This window comes from Fulvimonas sp. R45, from assembly GCF_030504985.1.
Classification (GTDB): Bacteria; Pseudomonadota; Gammaproteobacteria; order Xanthomonadales; family Rhodanobacteraceae; genus Rhodanobacter_A.
Genome location: NZ_JASERU010000008.1, coordinates 25,445 through 41,178, shown reverse-complemented (window position 1 = coordinate 41,178; position 15,734 = coordinate 25,445). Strand labels below are relative to the sequence as shown.

Sequence of the window (15,734 nt, the reverse complement as noted above, 5' to 3'; positions counted from 1 at the left end):
CATCGCTCCGTCGTGGACGGACGTCCACTCCCTCGCTCTTCCTTGGCCTGCGCGCAAACAGCTCCCGGCGCGAGGTGCCTGGAGATCGTGAACAGGCTCTAACAGATTCATTTGCCTTTGCCCTTCTTCGGCGGCGGCACTTTTCCCTGCGGCCTGGTTTCGCCTTTGAGCTGTGCGATGCGCGCCGCCTCGCCTGTCTGCCTGGGTGTCGTTGCGGCTTGACGCTGCATCGCTCCCATGCCATGGCCTTGCTGCGCGGCTGGCTCAGTTCCTTGCCTGGCTTGCGTTACTCGTTGCGTATTCATGGCTTCTCCACCCTTGGCTTGAGGATGTGATAGGCGATCGTGGCGATCAGTGCGAACAGCAACAGGCCAAGCAAGGCGTTGCCTTCGCGCAGGGCTTCCAGTCCGGGATCGCCGGCCAGCAGCAGGGCGCCGAGCAGCACCACGCCGATCGCGCCGGCCAGCAGGCCGAGCTGGTAGGGCAAGTTGCGGAAGCGACAATTCGTGCGATACAGCGCGAACGCGACCAGCCACAGCAGCAGCAGGCCCTCGAAGGCCATGCGCAGCGGCCAGCGGCGCGTGCAGACCCAGGCGTCGAACCGTTCCGCTTCGGGGACGCTGGCCAGGAAGCTGGCGCGGATGCGCCCGGAAATCGTGCGCCCCGAAGGCAGGCTCTGGTCGGGCGCGGCCCAGAAGCCGACGCCGCCGAAGTTGTCGGAGAAATAGGCCAGCTGGTCGGCGACCTCGCCCGAGCTGACGTCGCCGCTGGAAACCACCGGAATCAGCTTGCGCAGCAGTACGCGACGGTCGTCCTCGTTGAGGCTGTGGTCCTGGTAGACCGCCGCCCGCAGGTCGCGCTTGCTGCGTACGGTGGGGTCGGTGAGCAGCACCAGGTAATGCAGGGTGAGGTTGGTGTTGCTCCGGTAGCGCGCGCTGCCGACGACGATGTGGTCGTCCTGCATGTCGGGTGCCTCGGCCTCGCGCACGTAGTCGTACAGCCGGCCGACTTGCCAGGCGCCGTCCTTCGCCAGCAGGTCGCTGTCGCGCAGCACGATGTTGAGCACGTAGTGGCGCTGGCGATGGCGCAACTCGGCGATCAGCGCGCGGATCTGCGCGTCGACGTAGCGCTCGAAGGGCGCGCGCAACGGCGACCCGGCGGCAGGCACCTTATCGGGGAAGAAGCTCAGCCCGTCGCCCATCCGCTCGACCTCGGCGAAACCCGGCAACATGGCGTGGCTGCGCGCGACCAGCCCGGGCACCGGGGTGTCGATCAGGTCGGCCGCCTGTTCCGCTAGGCGCACGGTCGCCTGCGCTTCTTCCGCGCCCGGCTCCTTCTTCAGGAACTGCCAGTCGTTGCGGTACAGCGTGTAGTCGAGCTGGGTGCGATGGCGGTGCGCCGTAAGGACGAAGGCCGTCTGCTGTGGCGTATCCCAGTCGGGCACGACGAGATCGCCGTTGCCGTGGTACCACAGGGCGAACAGGCTGATCCGCGACAGCAGGCTGAAGTCGAGCCGCTGCGGCGTGGCTCCGGTGCGCCAGAACGGATAGAAGCCGTAGATCTTGCCGCTGAGCCTGCCCACGCAGCCGCAGCCGCTGCCGTCCCATGCCGGCGGCGCGGGACCGTCCAGCGGGTGGTTCTCGCGCGCCTTGTCGATCAACAGGCTGCGCATGGCCGGGCTCATCAGCGCGAGCGGCACGCGCTGCCATGCCACCTTGCCATTCTGTGCGTCGTCGCTGTCGTCCTGCGCGGTCGCATCCCAGTCCGGCGGGCAATGGCTGGCGTCTTCGTTCGGCAATGGCAGGCCCTGCTTGCGTGCGGCCGCGGCCACCAGGCTGGCCGAGAAACGACACAACCGCGTGTCGAGCGCGGCCGCGAACAGGTCGCGGCCCGGGTATTCCACGCCGATCAGGGGTTCCAGCAGCCGCTTGAACTGCGCCTGGGTATCCACGTACAGGGGCGCGTCGTCGTCCTGCGCGGCATCGTCCGCGGCCACGGTGTCGCCGGCGGCCGTGCCGGCCTCGGCCGGAGCGTCGACCTCCACCACGGTGGGATCGTAGGCCGGCGTGGTGCTGGTGGCCGGCGCCACGGTGACGGACATCTGCTTCAGCTCGGCAAGCACCGCCTTGTCCTTGAAGATCGCCCCGGTGAGCACGTAGGTGTCCATGCCCGGGCGGTTGGCCGGCGGCTTGGCCAGGATCTCCTCGGGCGTCATCGTCTGCAGCGGCTTGGGCGGCGCGGGCGGCGGCGCCGGCTTCGGCACCGGCGAAGGTGCAGGCGAGGGCTTCGCGGCCGGCTGCCGCGGCGCCACGATGGCCACGCGGAACTGCCTGTCCACGGTGCAGCCGAGGTGGTCGCGCACGCTGGCGGTGAACAGGGCGATCGACGGCAGGGCATGGGGCGTGCCCGTGAGCCGGCCGGCGGCACTCAGGCTCATCCCCGGCGGCAGGCTCTCCGCGTGGAACGCATAGGGTGGCGTTCCGCCGGTCGCGCGCAGGGTGTAGGCATACGGCCGGTCGACCACGCCGGCCGGCAGGTTGGTCACGTTGTCGCCGAACTGCAGGGGCACGGACTGGTTTTCAGGGCACGAGGCCGCCCTGGCCGCCGGCGCCAGGAGCAGCACGGCGGCGAGGCCGCAGACGAGGCCGGCGACACGCAGCAGGGTGCGCCACGGGTGCGGCAGGCGGCTCATCCCGGCGTCCTCCCTTCCTTGCCCAGCTCCTTGGCCAGCGCGGTGCGCAGGTGGTGCGCGGCGATCCGCGTCGCGCCGCTGCGCGCGGCCTGCAACACGGCGAAGTGCAGCGCGTTGACGATGGCGCCGCCGGACAATGCGTGCTGCTCGGCGATGGCTTCCAGGTCGACGTCGTCGGCCAGCCGGCCCGGGTCGGGCAGCAGGCCTTGCCACAACCGCAGCCGTTGCCCGGCATCGGGCATCGGGAAATACACCATCGACTGGAAGCGCCGCGCGAACGCCTCGTCGATGTTGCCGCGCAGATTGCTGGCCAGGATCACCGCGCCGGGGAAATCCTCCACCCGCTGCAGCAGGTAGGCAATTTCCTGGTTGGCGTGGCGGTCGTTGCTGTTCTGCACGGCGGCGCGCTTGCCGAACAGGGCGTCGGCCTCGTCGAAGAACAGCACCCAGTGCCGGTGCTGCGCCTGGTCGAACACGCGCGCCAGGTTCTTCTCGGTCTCGCCGATGTACTTGGACACCACCATCGACAGGTCGATGCGGTAGACGTCCACCCCCACGCTCTGCCCGAGCAGGGTCGCGGTCAGGGTCTTGCCGGTGCCCGGCGGCCCGTAGAACAGGCTGCGGTAGCCGGGCTTCACCGCGCGTCCCAGGCCCCAATCGCGCAGCAGTTGCGGGCCCTGCCGCAGCCAGGTCTGGATCACCTGGATCTCGTCCATCACCTCGGGCGCCAGCACCAGGTCGGACCAGTCGAGGCTGGAGCTGATGCGCTTGGCGGGGAACTGGATGTTGTAGTCGGGCTTGTAGCCTTCGCCGGTCTGCAGCCGTTGCAGGATCTCGGCGCGCACCGCCAGCACGCCGCTCAGCTGCGGCTCGTGGCTGGCCGCCTCGTTGTCCAGTTGCAGCACATCGCGCGCGATGAACGGGTGGCGCGCGTCGAACACCTCGAGCAGGGCGATGCGCCGCGCCAGGTCGTCGCCCGCCACGAGAAAGGCCGCGGTCTCGCCGGTGGGCAGGAAGCCGCCATGGCGCTGCGCCTTCCAGCCACCGAATTCGGTGAAGCCGCGGTCCAGGTTCTGGTTGCGCACGAACAGCAGGTCGAGCATGCCAGGGCGCAGGTGCGGCGCCAGCGCCAGCGCCAGCACGGCGCGCTCGACCGGGCCCAGCGCCAGCTCGGCCACCAGCATGGCCAGCGCGCTTTCGGGCGGCAGTTCGGGCGGCGGCGGCGCGCTTTCGAAGCCCTCGGCATGCTGCTGGAAGTGCTGCTCCAGGCGCAGGTTGAGCACGCCTTCCAGCCAGTCCAGCTCCAGCGCCAGCGCCCGCGCGTGGGGCGCGTGGCGGTGCTCAGCGCCAATCGACATGGATCGCTCCTTTCATCCACGGCAGGCGGATCGTGCCGTACCCCCAGGGCAACTGGTCGAGCAGCACGTCGAACGGGCCGGGCTGCATCTTCAGCCGCCAGTGCCCGCCCTCGTGCGCCTCATGCTCGACCAGGTTGCCGAGGCGGCGCAGGAAGGTCTTGCGCAGGCCGCCCGGCGTGGTGTGGCCCAGCGCCTTCCAGTGCGCGATCACCGCGCCGAGCAGGCCGTCGAGCACCGGCAGCGCGTCGTCCATCGCCTCGGCCGGCGGCACCACCTCGTCGATCGGCACGCCGCACAGCAGCTTGTTGAGCACCCACTCGTGCTCCTCGCTGTCGAAGTGGCCATCGCTCAGGTACACCAGGCAATGCACGGCGCGGTGCCGGGCCGCCTCATCCACGAAGGCGTCGTCGCGCACCAGCCCCAGCATGCCGAACAGGCGCGGCGCGTAGTTGGCCAGCAGCACCAGGCCAGCGTTGACGACGTAGATCGCCTCGTTGTCCGGATGGTCGTCGGCCGGCGAGATGGTGCCGTCGGCGGTGCGGCTGTTCTTGATCCGCGGCCGTTCGGGCGCTTCCGCCGACGGCCCTGCGTCCGCGCCGGCCGCCAGGACCGCCGCCGCGTCCGCGTCGACCCCGCCGCCCAGCGCCTGCAACGCGCGCCGCCAGGTGGCCTGCCATGCCACGTGGTCCTGCGGCACGCGATCCACCGTGGCGAGGTAGGCCAGGCTGAAGTCGCGCAGATACGCCTGCAGTTCCGACAAGCCCAGCCCCGCCGCGCGCACCGTCGGCGCGCCCTGGTGGGCGAGCGCGAACTGGCGCAGGGATTCGTGCCAGGCCGCGGTGAGGACGAACGGTTGCGCCCGCTCGGCCGCGGCCTCGTTCGCGGATTCCGCACGCGCCGCGGCGGCGCCGTGTCCCGCCGACCCGAGCGCATCGCCGAACAGGCGCATCTGCATGCCCAGCAGCAGGCTGCGCTGCAGGTCGGAGGCGCCCAGCGCCATCGAGGTCGGCCCCAGCCAGGCGCGCGGGTCCGGCATCCCGTGCGCGCCCAGCCGCAGGGCCAGCGCATCGCCCAGCGCGGCCAGCAGGCGCTGCACGCGCCCCACGCCGAGGCCGCTGCCGGCCTGCCCCCACAGCGCATGCAGACCGGCCACCCGCCACGCCTGGCGCACCTGGCCGACCTGGTAGGCGTTCAGGCGACCCTGCGCGCGCAAGGGTTCCAGCAAGCTGTCGTCGAGCGCGTCCAGCGCCTGCGCAAGGCCGGCGTGGCGCTGGGCCAGCACGGCCTGCAGGCCGTGGCACGGCGCGATCTGGCCCAGCCGGCGCAGGCTGCGCTCGGCGTGCGGCAGGCGTTGCAAGGCCTGCCACAGGCGCGGGCCGTTGCGCAGCGCCAGCCGCTCCAGCCAGTCGGCCATGTCGCCGCGCCCCATCGCCGGCATCGACCAGTGCAGGCGCCCGCGCTCCAGGTAGTACAGGAAATTGTCCAGCTCGCCCTCGTCGCGGCGGCGCGGTCGCGCAGGCGGGCGATCGGCGAACGCGCCGTTCGATCCGTCGGTGCGCCGGCGCTGCAGCTCGGTTTCGAGCGCGCTTTCCAGCTGACGCGCCATGCCATCGAAATCCGTGTCGGCGGGCAGCGCGCCCAGCTCGACGTCCAGCCGGTCGATCCGCCACACCTCGTCATCGGGCGACAGGCGGTCGAACAGCGCGCCCAGCATCCGTCGGCCCGGGCCGTGCAGGAATTCGCTGAGGCGCTGTTGCCGGGCGAAGCCCTGGCGCGGGTCGTCGCCGCGGCACACCCAGCTCAGCGTGTCGATGACGTGCCGGCTCATGCGGCGTCCTCCGCCTCGTGCCGCAGCAACAGCCAGCGCAACAGGCGCGTCCAGCCATCCAGGTGGCGGGCCGCGTCGCCCGCCGCGGGTTCCAGGCAGGCGGCGCAATGCGCCTGCCTGGCCTCCAGCCAGGCCGCGTAGCAGCGCTCGAAGCGCTCCATCGCACCCGCATCCAGCCAGATCGCCTGCACCCGCAGGTGCGCCGGGGCGGACAGTTGCAGGGTTTCCTCGGCGATGCGGCGGAACGACGGGTCGCGCCCGCGCGCCGTCCAGCCGGGAAACACCGCGCTCAGGCGATACCTGTAGAAATCGTCGGGCACCTCCGGATCACCGTCGCCGTCGCGGGGACGCAGCAGCACATGCTCGACCACGTGCATGCCCTCGCAGGCCAGCTGCAGGCGGCACGCGAATTCGTGCAGGCAGACCGCCGCGACCGGCAGCGAGACGCGCGCCGAGCGCAGGCGCAGCGGCCACCAGCGCCCGTGTTCGTCCGGTCCCAGCCACAAGGTGTGCGGCCCCGCCTGGCGATAGCGGTCCGGGTGCACCGCACTGCGCAGCAGGGCAGGCGGCAGGGCCTGCAGGTCCAGCGCGGGAAACAGGTGGGCCAGCACGCGGGCGGCCTCGGCCAGGCCCTGGCCGAGGCGCTCGACGGCCCGCGCCCTGCCGGCGCCCCACAGCACCACGGGACCATCCCCGGGTGGCGCGGCGTCCACCGTGACGAAGCGCGCCTGCTCGTCGGCCAGGCGCAGCCCCGCCCGTCGCATGGGCGCCATCAGCAGGCGGTCGTGATGGTGCCGGAACGCCAGCAGCAGGCTGACCCGCCGCTGCAGGGCGCAGGTGTTGCCGCGCCGGCCCAGCGAACGGCGGCTGTAGTCGATGGCGCCGTGCCGGTCGCGCGTCAGCGCGGCGATGCGCAGCACCATCTGGCGCTTGCATTCGAACAGGTGGTGGCGCCACGCGGCGGCCTCGAAGTACCAGCCGAACGGCCGGATGCTGCCCTGCCCGCAACCCTCGCCATGCAGCGCGAGCAGGTGGTCGAGCACGCGCCCGCGCCGGTCCAGCACGGCATCGGCGGGTGCGTAGACCTCCGCGGCGATCCGTTCCGGGGATGTCGCATACAGCGCATCCAGGCCGGGGATGTGCGCGCCGTCGAGCACCTGCCAGGCGTAGCTCGGCCGCGGCCCGGCGCTGAGGGTGTAGAGCTCGCGCAGGTAGGCCGTCTGCGCCGCGCCGTGCGCGAGCCATTGTTCGAGCATGACCAGATAGGCGCGGAACTGGTCCGCCGCCGCGGCATCCACGGCGGCGAGGCTGGCGTCGAAGCGTTCACGGTAGATCGCGGGCAGTTGCCGGAACAGTGACACGTACGGCTCGGCCGGCATCCAGCGGCCCGTCGGCCGGGCCAGCGGCACGTCGCCCATCGACGAGGTCTCGGCCACCGCCCGGCCGCCGGCGCGCCACAGGTCTTCCAGCCGGTGCAGCAGGGGCGCGATGGCCAGCGCGATCGGCGTGCCGTGCCGCGCGATCCGCCAGTCCGCCACGTCGGCCGGCGCATCCGGCCAGCGCAGCCGCAGCACCCGGTCGTCCAGGCGCCGCGGCAAGGCCTCCTCGTCGCTCTCCGCGCCGTCCACGGAAAGGCTGATGTTGCGGATCTCGTACACGCCCTCGACCGTGCCGGCGAGCCGCGCGAGGTCGCCGAAATACACGCGCCGGTCCCGGCCGGCGAGCAGGCTGTCGGCCGCCACCCAGCCCCGGCGCACACGCGGGCCGTCGAACACCTCGGCCAGCGAGCGCGTATCGCCGCCGTCCGCGTCCAGGCGCTCCGCCAGCGATTCCCGCCGTGGCGCCGCATCGATGTGTTCGGCGCAACGGGCGACCAGCTCGGCCAGGATCTCCTCCGGCGCGCGCGTGCCGGTCACGCTCAGGTCCAGTTGCAGGCGGCACCAGCGCGGCTGCAGTACCTGCGGCAGCTCGTCGATGTCCTCGCCCAGGTTGCGCTGCGCCCAGTAGGCACGCGCCGCCGCCGCGACCGCCCCCTCCGTCCGTGCCGTGGTCACCTCCAGGCCCAGCCGCCACAGGCCGTCGCCGCCCGGCATCGCCGCGTGCGCCTGCAGCGCGCCGGGCACCCGGTCGAGCAGGCAGCGCATGTAGTCCGCCGCCGTGCATGGCCGGCACGGCAGGATCTCTTCCGCCGCGTGCAGGCCCAGCCGGTGGTAGTGGATGCGCCCGTCCGGCGCGGTGAGCTGGTCGGCCAGCGGCTGCCCGGCGCCGAACACGCTTTCGGTCAGCGCGAAGCACAGCGCCTCCAGCAGGGTGACGCCGGGGTCGTGGTAGTTGAAGTCGGTCCAGCGCTCGCCGCTGAGCATCTGCGCCAGCGCGACCGCCTGCTCGCGCAACGCGGCATACGCGAACGGGTCATCGCCGACGTGCCGCGGGATCACCGCCGGCGCCGGCTTCGTCGCCAGCGCGACGGCCGCGGGCGAGGCCTGCGGTTCATCCATGCCCATGTCGAAACGCGCGCTCACGGCCTGGCCTGCCCTTCGCGCATGTGCGGATCGAACCACAGCTGGGTCAGGTGCGCCTGGATCACGATGCCCAGGCCGTAGTCGCAGCCGCTGCGGATCTGCAGGCGATAGCGCGCGTTGCGCCCGCTGCTGCCCTTCCAGCGCAGTTGCAGGCGGTCGCAGCGGCGCGCGTAGTGGGCATGGGTGCAGCGGATGCCGCGCTTGCGGTTGAGGAAATCGAGGATGCCCAGGGTGGGGTTGTAGGCGTTCAGCGCCGTGGCGTGCAGCATCGCGAAGCGGCCCTGCCCCGGGTGCCCCGCGCCGGCGGTGAGCTCGAAGGCCTGGCAACCGCCGAGGTCGTCGGTGAGGTCCTGCCACTGGCCGTTGGCCAGCAGCGGCGCCGGCGCCGTCCGCGCATAGCTGCCACGACGCCCCGTGCTGCGCACCACGCCGTCGACGTCCAGCGCGGCCTGCGGGTTGGCGGTGCGGATGCCCACCCGGCCGCGCTCGGACGAGTCCAGCGACCACAGGGGCGGCGGCGCCTCCGGCGTGTCCGCCTGCGCGCCCGGGTTGGCACGGATCAGCAATTGACCCTGCGCGCCGCCGAAGCCCACCCGCCACAATGGCTCGTCCGGGTCCTGGTCGCGGAAGAAGCTGAGCAGGGTGTCGTAGCCGGTGGCGGCGGAGATCTCGAAGCCGCCCTCGACCGTCTTGCAGAAGCCCTCGTCGTTCATGTTGAGCATCGAGTCGACCAGGTCGGCGAAATGCTCCTGGGTCGGCAGTGCTCCGTCGCTGAAATAGCTGCGCAGCGACTCGCGGTTGCAACGGGTCATGGCGCCCCCCGCCCGGGCTTCGGCGCCGTGGCTCCAACGACGAAGGTGCTGCCGACCTCGAGCTTGCCGACACCGGTGGCCGCCGCTCCCGACGGCGGCGCATCGACCAGTTCGACCAGATGGTGGGGAGTCGGCAGGGCGAGGCTCCAGGGCTGCACCGGGCGGACCAGGCGCTGCGGCCGGGTGCGGCCGCTGCGCGCGGTATCGTGCAGCCGATAGAGATTGGCGTCGGTCTGCACCACGTGCAGCAGCGACATCGCGCCCACCGTTTCCACCTCGTCGAGTTCGCGCAGACGGGCCTCGACCGCCTCGCTGCGGATCTCCCAGTCGAACTCGGCGCGGTGGCCGCCCGCGTGCCACGGCGACAGGAATTCGACGATGGCCCGGTTGATGCGGATCAGCGACGCGCCCGGATGGCTGCCGCGCGCCAGGCGCACCGTGCAACGCACCTGGATGCGCTCGTAGGCCGCATTGCGCACCACGATGCGGATGCCCGGGGTGGCGCGTTCGCGCAGGTGGCCGACCATCCGCTCGAGCACGGCGGCGTCGAAGCGCGGCGCCTCGGTGCTGCGGAACAGGGCGCCCTGGCGCGGCGACGGCACCACCACCACCAGCACGCCGCCGGACCGCTCCGAAACCGCCGCGCCGTGCGCCTGGCCGTTGGCGAAGCATTTCACCTTGAACAACTCCGGGAACGCGTCGAGCAACAGGCGCTCGTAGTCCCACGGCGTGCTGGCGCGATTCTTGTGGCGCAGGCGCTCGGCGCCGCGCACGCGCAGCGCGTCCGCCGCATCGGGCGGGCGCAGGCCGAACGACGGACCGATCTGCTGCACCGCGCGCAAGCCGCCGATGGCCCGCAGGGGCGCCTTGATCGCGCCCGGCGGCAGCGGCTCGCAGCCCGGGCCAAGCGCCCGCGGCTGCACGCAGCGGACCTCGATCACCTGCGCGTAGACCGCGTACAGGCCGGCGAGGCAATCCAGCTCGCCGCTCGCGCCCAGGCGCAGCCAGTACAGCCCGCCGGGCAGGCGCGGATTGTCGGCGCGCATGCCCGCGGGCAGGTCGAGGCTGACGACGCCGCTGCGCAGGAAACCCAGGGTGCCGTCGGACAGCAGGCGATCCGCTTCGAGCGTGCGCCAGCCATCCTCGCCCCATACCGACCAGGTCGGCTGCGGGCGCGGCGCCTGCCTGTCCGCCAGCGCGCTTTCGGCGCGCAGCTGGAAGAACAGGTTGAGCACGCCCTGCGGATCGGTGCCGGACAGGCCCAGGTAAAGCTGGCCGTCCTGCATGTAGCGCGGCAGCAGCGGCACGCCGTCCATGCCGGCCCGCGCCAGCGGCCGGTCGTGGCCGAACGGATACAGGTGGAACAGCTGCGCCGCCGTCGGCTCGGCCGAGGGCTTGAAGGTGACCAGCTGGCTGGCGGCGTAGTCCAGCGACACCTGCTCGACCACCGGCGTGTAGGGTTCCTGCGGCAGCGGCAGGGCCAGCCGCGCCTTCTTCAGCCGCGCGTTGCGCGTCAACGCCTCGGCCAGAAGGCGCGGATACAGCGCGTGGCCGAACGCCGCGTCCGGCGCGCAGAGGTCGAGCCGGAAGAAGCCGTTGCGCGTGTTCGCGCCATAGGCGAACGACTCCGCTGGTTGCGCCTGGGCGCGGTGGTAGAGCACCAGATCGGCTTCCGGCAAGGCCAGCTCGATCGTGTCGTCCAGGCGGCCGTCGCCGCGGAACAGCGCCAGGCTGCCCGCCGTGCCGCCGTGCCACTGGCCGTCGCGCAGCACGCCCGGCCGCACCTGGAAGCTCGCGGTCGTCCAGCTTCCCGGGTAGCCCCGGTAGCGCTCGGCGAAGCCGCCCTCGCCGCCGGGCAACTGACCCCAGCGCAACCGCAGCCGCAGCGAGCGCAGCGGCTTGCGCGCCAGTTCCTCGCTGCCGAACACGCAATACGACCCCAGCGTGGGCATCGGGCCGAACGGCTGGAAGGGCTTGCCCGCATCGAGCCGCCCCAGCTGGTTGTACAGCGCGATGTCGCGCACGCCGCGCACCTCGACGCCGAGCACGATGTCGTGCAACGACCACTGCTGCAGCAGGCTGTACACGCACACCCGCGCGCGCGCCTGCAGCACCAGCCGAAGCATCGGCTGCGCCGGCCACGCCGCGCCGTGCAGCGCGGGCTGGCACGGCGTGACCGATGGCTGCTCCGGCCCCAGCGCCAAGCCGATCTCGATGCAGCCGCCGGGACCGCCCGCCGCGTCGGCCCGGCGCATGCGCACGTCGTCCAGCGCCAGCCAGCCGGTGGCCGTGCTCAATTCGGCGCGCCAGACGTCACGGAACAACCGCGCGAAGATCAACGCGCGATCCGGCATGACCGGGCCGCCGCCGTGCTCGTGCGGGTAGATCAGGATCAGCGGATCGTCGATTTCCACGCGCAGCGGGCCGTCGCCGCCGGGCAATGCCGCGGCATGCGCACGCAAGGCGGCGACGTCGGCGGCCTGCAGGTCTTCGCCGGCCGCCGCCAGCCAGGCGGCGAACAGGCGCCCCAGGCGTTCGCGGAACAGCTCCTGCTCGCCGGCGGCCAGGCAGCGGGCGACCAGGTGGCACAGTTGCACATCCCCGTCGGGCCGCGGTGCACGCCGCCACGCCGCCGCCGCATCGGCCGTGGCCATGGCCGCCGATGCCAGCCGCGAGGGGTGGTGCCTCGCTTCGTAACGGTCGAAGCGGGCAAACACCTCGGCCAGCCACGCTGCGTCGCGCTGGCCGCCGGAACGGCGCAGCAAGGCCAGCAAGGCCTCGTCGTCGTAGCCGGGATGCGACAGGCGCAAGGTCAGCTTGATCCGCCGCGCGCCCTCGCGCAGCGCCAGCATCGGCGTGGCCAGCGCCAGGCCGAGCAGCGCAGGCTGGGCCGTGGCCGCCGCCCCCTTCAGCTTGCCGCCCAGCAGCGGCCACCATGCCGGCGCCTCGGCATAGGCGGCGTCGGGCGCCTGCAGCGGGATGCTCTGCGCCAGCACGCGCGTGGCGTAGCCCAGTTCCTTCTCCGGCGAGATCAGCCGGTCGCGCTCCAGCCGCAGGCTGCACAGCGCGGCCACCTGGTTGTCGGTGACTTCCAGTGCCTGCCCGGCGGCGAATTCGATCGCTTGCCCCCGGGCGTCCTTGCCGGCCACGAAACGATCGTCGCGGCGCACCTGCACCGGGTTGCGGTAATGCGGATCGCGCAGCAGGCGCAGATGGGCCCGTTCGGGCGCCGGCGCGCGCGGGCGCATGCGCAGCAGATCGCGGTAGTAGAAGTCGGTCAGCCGCTCCGGGAAGCGGTTGACCGGCGCGCGGGTGTCCTGGAACAGCTGCACGGCGGTCAGCAGCAGGCCCATCGCCGGCTCGTGCGTGCCGCTGCGCAGGCTGTGGGCGAGCTGCTCCCTGGCCAGCGGGCGCAACCGGGCGATCGCCATGCACAGGCCGCCCCACAACCGCCGCAGCAGTTGCAGCCGCAGCTCGGCCGTGTCGAAGCGCGAGGGCGCCTCCGCGCGCGCGGCCTCCATGCGCCACACACCGTGCAGGCGGCGGGTCGCGGCCTCGTCCAGGCCGAAGCAGCGGATGGCCTCGTGCAGCATGTCGCGCAGGCCGGTGCCCATCGGCTGCAACAGGACCTGGCGGACCTGCGTGGCGCTCGACGTCCCGTGCCCGGCCAGCCACTGGCACCAGCGGTCGACGTCGTGCAGCAACTGGCGAACCCGGCGCCACAGGTGCGCCTCGCCGGCCCACGGCCATGCACGGGCGAAGCTTTCCTGCATCGCCTCCAGCGGATACGCCGCGATGTCGGCCAGCAGCACGCTTTCGTCGCCGCGCAGGACATCGTCCCAGCGGCCGGCGTCGCTGCCGTCGCCGCTGGCGAATTGGAGCCGCGCGGCATGGCCCAGCAGCAGGCGGACGCGCTCGGCCAGCACCAGCTCGTCCGGCAGGATGTAGCCGGGGCGCAGCGCGGCGTCGAGTCGCTGGTCCTGTTGCGTGCCGGCGTGCATGGGACGCTTCAGGCCTTCACCGGGTGGGTGGCCTGGTGCAGGTAGAACGGATAGACCAGGTTGTGCCGCGTGTTGGTGGTGCGCACGGTGTAGTCCAGCAGGATGTCGAGGCGGCCGTCCAGCGCGTCCACCCGTTGCGCGTCGATCCGGTTCAGCGTGATGCGCGGCTCGTAGAACAGCACCGCCTTGCGGATCAGCCCCTTGATCTCGGTGACGGTCTGCTCGCTGACCTCCTCGAACACCATGCGCCGCAGGGCGCAACCGTAGTCCGGCAGCATCACGCGCTCGCCGGGCGCGGTGGACAGCAGGATGCGCAGGCTCTCGTCGATGTCCGGCACCCCGGAGACCATCACGGCGGCCTTGCCGCGCGGATCGAAACGGGGCGGGAAGCTCCAGCCGCGGCCGAGGAAATCGCTCACCATCAGCCTCCGATCAGCACCGTCGGGCAGCCCATGACGATGCTGCCGCCGTGCGCCGTGGTGTCGCCGACCCGCGCGGCGGGGCGGTGGCCGATCATCACCGTGGACGAACCTTTCACCACGACGTCCGGCGGCCCCACGCACACCGCGTTGTCGCCCACCACCGAGGCCGGCAGCTTGCAGATCAGCACGGTGGGCACGCCCGGCCCGACGATCGGCCCGCCCACGTGCGGGATCGGCGGCAGCCCGGGCGTCTGCATCGGGCAGGTGTGCATGTCGGTCAGGCGGGCGGCGGGCGGCATCGCGGCTCCTCAGTTGATCATGACCATCGCGCCCTTGACCGTGGTCTGGCCGGACGCGGAAAGCTCAGCGGTGGCCGAGCCCTTGCCGACGAAGCCGATCTGGGCTTCGCAGTTGACGTTGAGCCCGGCCGCCTTGACGTCGGCCTGGGACTCGATGTTGATGGCGGCGTTGGCGCTGATGGTGACTCCGCCCTGCGCGGTGAGCTTGATGTCGGACTGGCTGGTCAGGGCGATCCCGTCGCCGGAAAGCTTCACGCTGTTGTTGTTCTGGTCCTGCACCGTGATGGCCTGGTTCTTGTCGTCGAGCACCACCTGGTTGTTGCCGGGCGTGATGATCGTGATGATCTTGTCCTGCTCGTTGAACTCGATCTTGTGCAGGCAGCGGGTGACGATGGCCTTGGTGTTGTTTTCCGCCTCGATCGCGTAGGGCGGCTTGCGCGAGCTGCTGTACAGCGAGCCCAGCACCACCGGGTGGCTGGGGTCGGCGTTGAGGTAGCCGATCAGCACCTCGTCGCCGACCTCCGGCACGAAGAACGCGCCGAACGCGCTGGAGGCGTGGAACTGCAGCAGCCGCGCCCACACGCCTTCGGTCTGCGCCTGCAGCACCGGCAGCTTGACCTGGATGCGCTCCTCGCCTTCCGGATCGCCGTCGAGCTTCAGCACCACCCCGATCTGCAGGCCGCTGACCCCGGGCAGCAGGCCGCCGTTGGCCGGCGCCATCACGTCGTCGCGCTCGACATGCCATTCCGGGCGCAGGCCGAACTCCACCTCGCTGATCCAGTTGCCGTTGGCCAGGCGATGTTCCACCGCCGACACGTAGACCGAACCGCTGAAGCGCGCGCCGACGCCCTTCACCTCGACCAGGCTGTCCGGCACCACGGCCGCGTTGCCCAGCAGGCGCATGCGTCCGCGGATGCGCGCCAGCGCGGCCTTCTGCTGGGTGGCCTTGGCCCAGTCCGTCAGCGTGGCGGCGGGCTGGGCCGTCCCGGTCTGCAACCCGTAGGTGGCGGGGCTGGCCACCTGCGCCAGCGTGCTGCCGTCGAGGTTGCCTTGCGCGTTGAGGCTGAGCGGACTGGCCGAATCGCCCAGCGCCACGGCCTGCTGCTTCGGGTCCCACGAGGCCGCCTGCACGGCCGTGAACTGGCTGCGCGCGTCGATGTCGGCCTCGAACGACAGCAGGTCCATGCCCCAGCTCACGCTCAGCACCGCCGGACCGGACGTGCTCGGCGGCTTCACCCCGACCGTGCCCGCGTCCACGTTCACCAGCAGGCCGTTGGCGTCGGCGCGGGCCAGCATGAAATCCCAGTCGCTGCAGTAGAACTGCACCAGTTCGTCGTACTGCGTGGCGGTGGACTGCACGTCCGCCGACAGGCCGTGGTTGCCGATCAGCGTGGCGATGATGTCACTGTCCGTCTGCTGCAGGTAGTTGGCGTTGCTGCGCCCGATCGTCATCCTGGCCGCCTTGTCGCGGCACTCGACCACCAGGCGCGCATTGCTCGCGCCGTCGATCTTCACGCCATGGCGCATCGCCACGCCGGTGAACAGCACCGCCTCGTCGCTGCCGAAGCCGGCGCTGACCACGATCTCGGCGCCGGGCGCGAAGGTGGCGGCGTCGCTCAGCACGAAGCTGCCGGTCGGCATGTCGCCGTCCTGCAGCACGATTTCCGCCCACGGGATGCGGTTGATCGCGCGGCGCACGGTGACGCTGACGATCGGCAAGGTGGTCAGCGCCTGTCCCCCGGCGCTGATGCTGACGCGAAGCGGTCCGTTCGCGCTGGTGTTGGAAGCATCGGCCATGGC

At 71.9% G+C, this 15,734-nt stretch carries 10 protein-coding genes; all 10 read right to left on the bottom strand.

What is annotated here, in order from left to right; genetic code table 11:
- Positions 1-107: 107 nt before the first annotated feature.
- Genes QMK61_RS09475 through vgrG form a run of 10 tightly spaced genes read right to left on the bottom strand, consistent with a single transcriptional unit; the run spans position 108 to position 15,731 of the window.
- Entirely contained in the window at positions 108-305 is a 198-nt protein-coding gene (locus tag QMK61_RS09475; RefSeq protein WP_302071956.1) for a hypothetical protein, read from the bottom strand.
- On the bottom strand, positions 302-2,692 hold the full coding sequence (locus QMK61_RS09470; protein ID WP_302071955.1) for a putative Ig domain-containing protein: 2,391 nt from the start codon (positions 2,690-2,692) through the stop codon (positions 302-304). Before QMK61_RS09470 ends, QMK61_RS09475 begins: the two co-directional genes overlap by 4 nt.
- On the bottom strand, positions 2,689-4,050 hold the full coding sequence (locus tag QMK61_RS09465) for an ATP-binding protein (RefSeq protein WP_302071954.1): 1,362 nt from the start codon (positions 4,048-4,050) through the stop codon (positions 2,689-2,691). The genes QMK61_RS09470 and QMK61_RS09465 overlap by 4 nt, the downstream gene beginning before the upstream one ends.
- Positions 4,034-5,878: a contractile injection system tape measure protein gene (locus QMK61_RS09460; protein ID WP_302071953.1), complete on the bottom strand. Its 1,845-nt coding sequence runs from the start codon at positions 5,876-5,878 to the stop codon at positions 4,034-4,036. Before QMK61_RS09460 ends, QMK61_RS09465 begins: the two co-directional genes overlap by 17 nt.
- Positions 5,875-8,400 carry a hypothetical protein gene (locus QMK61_RS09455; protein WP_302071952.1) on the bottom strand — a complete coding sequence of 842 codons (2,526 nt, stop codon included), beginning with the start codon at positions 8,398-8,400 and terminating at the stop codon, positions 5,875-5,877. Before QMK61_RS09455 ends, QMK61_RS09460 begins: the two co-directional genes overlap by 4 nt.
- Complete coding sequence (locus tag QMK61_RS09450; protein ID WP_302071951.1) at positions 8,397-9,212, bottom strand: hypothetical protein; 816 nt, start codon at positions 9,210-9,212, stop codon at positions 8,397-8,399. The genes QMK61_RS09455 and QMK61_RS09450 overlap by 4 nt, the downstream gene beginning before the upstream one ends.
- Positions 9,209-13,213, bottom strand: a complete 4,005-nt coding sequence (locus tag QMK61_RS09445; RefSeq protein ID WP_302071950.1) for a hypothetical protein — start codon at positions 13,211-13,213, stop codon at positions 9,209-9,211. The genes QMK61_RS09450 and QMK61_RS09445 overlap by 4 nt, the downstream gene beginning before the upstream one ends.
- Positions 13,214-13,221: 8 nt before the next feature.
- Positions 13,222-13,632: a GPW/gp25 family protein gene (locus tag QMK61_RS09440; RefSeq protein WP_302071949.1), complete on the bottom strand. Its 411-nt coding sequence runs from the start codon at positions 13,630-13,632 to the stop codon at positions 13,222-13,224.
- 2 nt (positions 13,633-13,634) lie between these two features.
- Positions 13,635-13,934 carry a PAAR domain-containing protein gene (locus tag QMK61_RS09435; RefSeq protein WP_302071948.1) on the bottom strand — a complete coding sequence of 100 codons (300 nt, stop codon included), beginning with the start codon at positions 13,932-13,934 and terminating at the stop codon, positions 13,635-13,637.
- Positions 13,935-13,943: 9 nt separating this feature from the next.
- Positions 13,944-15,731, bottom strand: a complete 1,788-nt coding sequence (vgrG, locus tag QMK61_RS09430; protein ID WP_302071947.1) for a type VI secretion system tip protein VgrG — start codon at positions 15,729-15,731, stop codon at positions 13,944-13,946.
- Between the last annotated feature and the right edge of the window lie 3 nt (positions 15,732-15,734).

Coding starts and splice junctions, on each gene's coding strand:
- QMK61_RS09460 (WP_302071953.1), bottom strand. CDS start 5,878: ATGAGCCGGCACGTCATCGACACGCTGAGCTGGGTGTGCCGCGGCGAC.
- vgrG (WP_302071947.1), bottom strand. CDS start 15,731: ATGGCCGATGCTTCCAACACCAGCGCGAACGGACCGCTTCGCGTCAGC.
- QMK61_RS09470 (WP_302071955.1), bottom strand. CDS start 2,692: ATGAGCCGCCTGCCGCACCCGTGGCGCACCCTGCTGCGTGTCGCCGGC.
- QMK61_RS09435 (WP_302071948.1), bottom strand. CDS start 13,934: ATGCCGCCCGCCGCCCGCCTGACCGACATGCACACCTGCCCGATGCAG.
- QMK61_RS09475 (WP_302071956.1), bottom strand. CDS start 305: ATGAATACGCAACGAGTAACGCAAGCCAGGCAAGGAACTGAGCCAGCC.
- QMK61_RS09445 (WP_302071950.1), bottom strand. CDS start 13,213: ATGCACGCCGGCACGCAACAGGACCAGCGACTCGACGCCGCGCTGCGC.
- QMK61_RS09465 (WP_302071954.1), bottom strand. CDS start 4,050: ATGTCGATTGGCGCTGAGCACCGCCACGCGCCCCACGCGCGGGCGCTG.
- QMK61_RS09450 (WP_302071951.1), bottom strand. CDS start 9,212: ATGACCCGTTGCAACCGCGAGTCGCTGCGCAGCTATTTCAGCGACGGA.